General features: G+C 58.0%; 3 protein-coding genes. All 3 read left to right on the forward strand.

Annotated features, from left to right (window positions below):
* Positions 1-36: 36 nt before the first annotated feature.
* A complete protein-coding gene (gene selA, locus QZP87_RS03210; protein WP_291321472.1) occupies positions 37-1,434 on the forward strand; it encodes an L-seryl-tRNA(Sec) selenium transferase in 1,398 nt (465 codons plus the stop codon).
* A 36-nt stretch (positions 1,435-1,470) separates the two neighbouring features.
* Entirely contained in the window at positions 1,471-2,853 is a 1,383-nt protein-coding gene (locus QZP87_RS03215) for an aminopeptidase (RefSeq protein WP_291321473.1), read from the forward strand.
* A gap of 23 nt (positions 2,854-2,876) precedes the next feature.
* A partial coding sequence (gene selB / locus QZP87_RS03220) for a selenocysteine-specific translation elongation factor (protein WP_291321474.1) occupies positions 2,877-4,104 on the forward strand: 1,228 nt, incomplete at its 3' end.

The following is a 4,104-nucleotide window of genomic DNA, read 5'->3' on the forward strand; positions in this document are numbered from 1 at the left end:
GACCCGTCAGACACAACCAGATAGCAGGAGGAAAATTTGTCTACGCTTTATCGCAGTCTGCCTTCGGTGGACTCGGTCCTGGCCGGAGCGGTCCAGGACCCTGATCTGGCCGGGCTGCCCCGGAATATGCTCCGGGACCTGGTAAATGACTTTCTGGACCTGTGCCGCGAGGAGATACGCTCCGGGGTCATAGCCCGGGAGAGCGACCTGGAAGCCCAAGTACTGCAGCCAAGGTTGCTGGCCTACCTCAGGGCTCATTCCAGGCCGCATTTCCGGCGGGTCATAAACGCCACCGGGGTGGTTATCCATACCAACCTGGGCCGCTCCATTCTCACCCACGAGGCTGCTGCCTCAGTGAGCGAGGCATGCAGGCACTACTCCAACCTGGAATTTTCCCTGGATACCGGCCAGAGGGGCAGCCGGTATTCCCACGTCGAAGACCTGCTCTGCCGCATTTCCGGAGCCGAGGCCGGTCTGGTGGTGAACAACAACGCTGCCGCAGTCCTGCTGGTGCTGGACACCCTGGCCAGGGGCAGGGAAGTGGTGGTTTCCAGGAGCCAGCTGGTGGAGATAGGCGGGTCATTTCGTATCCCGGAGGTCATGGCCAAGTCCGGCGCGCATTTAAGGGAGGTGGGGGCCACCAACCGTACTCACTTAAAGGACTACCGCCAGGCCATCGGACCCGAAACCGGGGCTCTCATGAAAGTGCACACCTCCAATTACCGCATCATCGGGTTCTACAAGGAAGTCCCCCTGAAAGAGCTGGTTCAGCTGGGCCGGGAGCATGATCTGCCGGTCATCGAGGACATGGGCAGCGGCAATTTTTTTGACTTTCAGGCCCACGGTTATAACTTCATGCCTGAGCCCACTGTGCAGCAGGTAATCCGCGACGGGGTCTCGGTGGTCTCCTTCAGTGGGGACAAGCTTCTGGGCGGCCCCCAGGCCGGAATTATCCTGGGGGAAAAAAAATATATAGATCCCATCAAGAAAAATCCCATGAACCGGGCCCTGCGCATAGACAAGATGACCCTGGCCGCCCTGGAGTCGACTCTCAGGATGTATTTGGACCCGGACCTGGCTAGAAGCAAAATCCCCACCCTGCGCATGATAACCGCCGGGGAAAAGGATCTGCTGCAAAAGGCCCGCAGGCTTAAAAACCGCATCCGAAGAAATATCAAGGCGGACATGGAACTTGCAGTTTTTCCGGCCCAGTCCAGAGTGGGGGGCGGGGCCTTTCCGGAGCAGGATCTGCCCACAACACTTGTGGGCATCAAGGTTGCCGGATTGAGCTGCCAGGACATGAGAAACAGGCTTTTAAATACCGACCCCCCGCTGGTGGGGCGGGTTGAAGAAGATTTTTTCTGCCTGGATCCCAGAACCATTGACGATTCTGAAATGGGGATGGTGGTTTCGGTGCTCAAGGATATCCTTTGAGAGTAAAGACAATTAACTGATAATACAGGGGAATATATGGAGTTCAAGACCAGGAACTGCTGGGAAGTATACAAGAGCAAGAAACACAGGGGGGCCATGGACAAAATGGCCCGAAGGTACGTGGAGTTTCTGAGCCGGTGCAAGACAGAGCGCGAAACCGTGGAGTGGGTGCGTTCCAGGGCCGTGGAAAGCGGTTTTTCAGAGGACTGGAGTTCGGATAAGGTTTTCAAGGTGCACAAGGGCAAGAGTATCTTTCTGGCCTGGAAGGGAAAGCAGCCCCTGGCCCAGGGAGTGCGCCTGCTGGGGGCGCATGCTGATACCCCGCGCCTGGATCTCAAGCAGAGACCGGTTTACGAGGAGTGCCAGGTGAGCCTGGCCAAGACCCATTACTACGGAGGCATTCGCAAGCACCAGTGGCTGGCCAGGCCCCTGGCCCTGCACGGGGTGATAATCAAGACCGACGGCACCAGGATAGACGTCAATATCGGGGAGAAAGAAAGTGATCCGGTGTTCACCGTGTCCGACCTGCTGCCGCATCTGGCCCAGAAACAGATTGAAAAGAAGCTGTCCCAGGCCTTTGAGGCTGAGAAGCTGAACGTCGTCCTGGGTCATATGCCTTATTCCCGGGACACAAAAGACTCCGGGGAAGAGGCGGAAAAAAAGGCGGTCAAAAAAAACGTCCTGCACCTTTTGAACCAGAAGTTCGGTATTGTGGAGGAGGATCTCTACAGTGCGGAACTGCAGGCGGTTCCGGCAGGACCGGCCAGGTTCGTGGGCCTGGACCAGGGGCTTATCGGCGGATATGGTCATGATGACCGGGTGTGCGTCTTCACCGGCATGGAGGCCTTTTTGCAGAAGGATGAGCCCCAGTATACCCGGGTGGCCATTTTCTGGGACAAGGAGGAGATCGGCTCAGAAGGCTCCAGCAGCGCCAGGTCCCTGTTCATGCAGTACTGCCTGGAAGAACTCATAGAGAACTGGGAGCCTGCGACCCGTCCCAGGACCATGTTTGCAGCCACCCGGGCAGTATCCGCTGATGTGCACGCGGCCATGGACCCGGATTATCAGGATGTGCATGAAAAGCTTAATGCCTCCCTCATAGGCCACGGTCCTGTCTTTTGTAAATTCACCGGACACAGGGGCAAGGTGGGGGCCAATGATGCCCACGCCGAATACATCGGCTGGCTGCGGGCAATTCTCAACAGGGCAGGGGTACCCTGGCAGATGGCTGAAACCGGCAAGGTGGACCTGGGCGGAGGCGGCACAGTGGCCAAGTTCCTGGCGGTATACGGCATGGATATTATAGATTTCGGCCCAGGGGTTCTGGGGATGCACAGCCCTTTTGAGATCGTGAGCAAGGCCGATGTCTACGCGGCTTATCTGGCCTATTCGGAGTTTTTCAAGGCCGGGAACAACTAAACCAACCTCTTACAGGAGTTAAAATGCCTGTCATAATGGGTACGGCCGGGCATATAGATCACGGCAAGACCACACTCGTCAAGGCCCTGTCCGGCATGGAATGCGACCGGCTGGTGGAGGAAAAAAAACGCGGCATTACCATTGAGCTGGGTTTTGCCTTCATGGACCTGGAGCCGGGAATGCGCCTGGGGATAATCGATGTCCCCGGGCATGAGCGTTTTGTCAAGAACATGGTTTCCGGGGCCTCGGGCATAGATTTTGTTTTGCTGGTAATCGCGGCGGACGAAGGGGTCATGCCCCAGACACGGGAGCATCTGGATGTATGCACCCTGCTGGGGGTGGAGACCGGACTGGTGGCCCTGACCAAGACCGACATGGCTGATCCCGAGTGGCTGGAGCTGGTGCAGGAGGATGTGTCCGACTACCTGCAGGACACTTTTCTAAAGGATGCTCCTGTGGTCCCGGTTTCTGCGCATACCGGCCAAGGCATCCAGGAGCTTCTGGGGCATATCCGGCAGATGGCCGGGGAGTTCAAGCCGCATCGCCGCTCGGATCTTTTCCGTCTGCCCATGGACAGGATTTTCACCATGCGCGGACATGGTACAGTTATCACCGGGACTACTGTCTCCGGCCGGGTGCAGGTTGGTGACGAGATCATGGTCTATCCCCAGGAGATAACCTCCAAGGTTCGCTCCCTGCAGGTGCACGGGGAGCAGACCCAGGAGAGCCAGGCCGGGATGCGCACCGCGGTCAACCTGCACGGACTGGAGGTGGAGGACCTGGAACGCGGTTTTGTTCTGGGCAAACCAGGCACCCTTTTTCCCTCCAGGGCCTGGGACCTGGAGCTTACCCACTTAGAATCCGCCCCCAGGCCCCTTAAGCACCGTACCCAGGTGCATTTTCATCACGGGGCCAAGGAAGTCCTGGCCAGGATCTATCTCCTGGACCGGGACAAGCTGGAGCCCGGGGAAAGGTGCGTCTGCCAGGTGCGTTTCGAGGACCCCATGGCCGGTGTTTACGGAGATCGCTGCGTCATCCGCTCATACTCCCCCCTGCGGACCATTGCCGGGGCCGGGATAATAAATCCACTGGCGGGCAAGGTAAAAAGGTTTTCTAACCAGGTACAGACTCTGGAAAGACTGGCCCGGGCCAGGGCCGAAGAGCTTATCCAGGTGCAGCTGGAGATTGCCGGAAGCAAAGGTCTTTCCCTGGCCCAGCTGGTGATCCTGACAGACCTGGAAAGCAAGGAGC

This window comes from Desulfonatronospira sp. (assembly GCA_003563255.1).
Taxonomy (GTDB): domain Bacteria; phylum Desulfobacterota; class Desulfovibrionia; order Desulfovibrionales; family Desulfonatronovibrionaceae; genus Desulfonatronospira.

Bases quoted from the DNA above. Each gene is read 5' to 3' on its own strand.
- QZP87_RS03215 (WP_291321473.1), top strand. From the start codon at position 1,471: ATGGAGTTCAAGACCAGGAACTGCTGGGAAGTATACAAGAGCAAGAAA.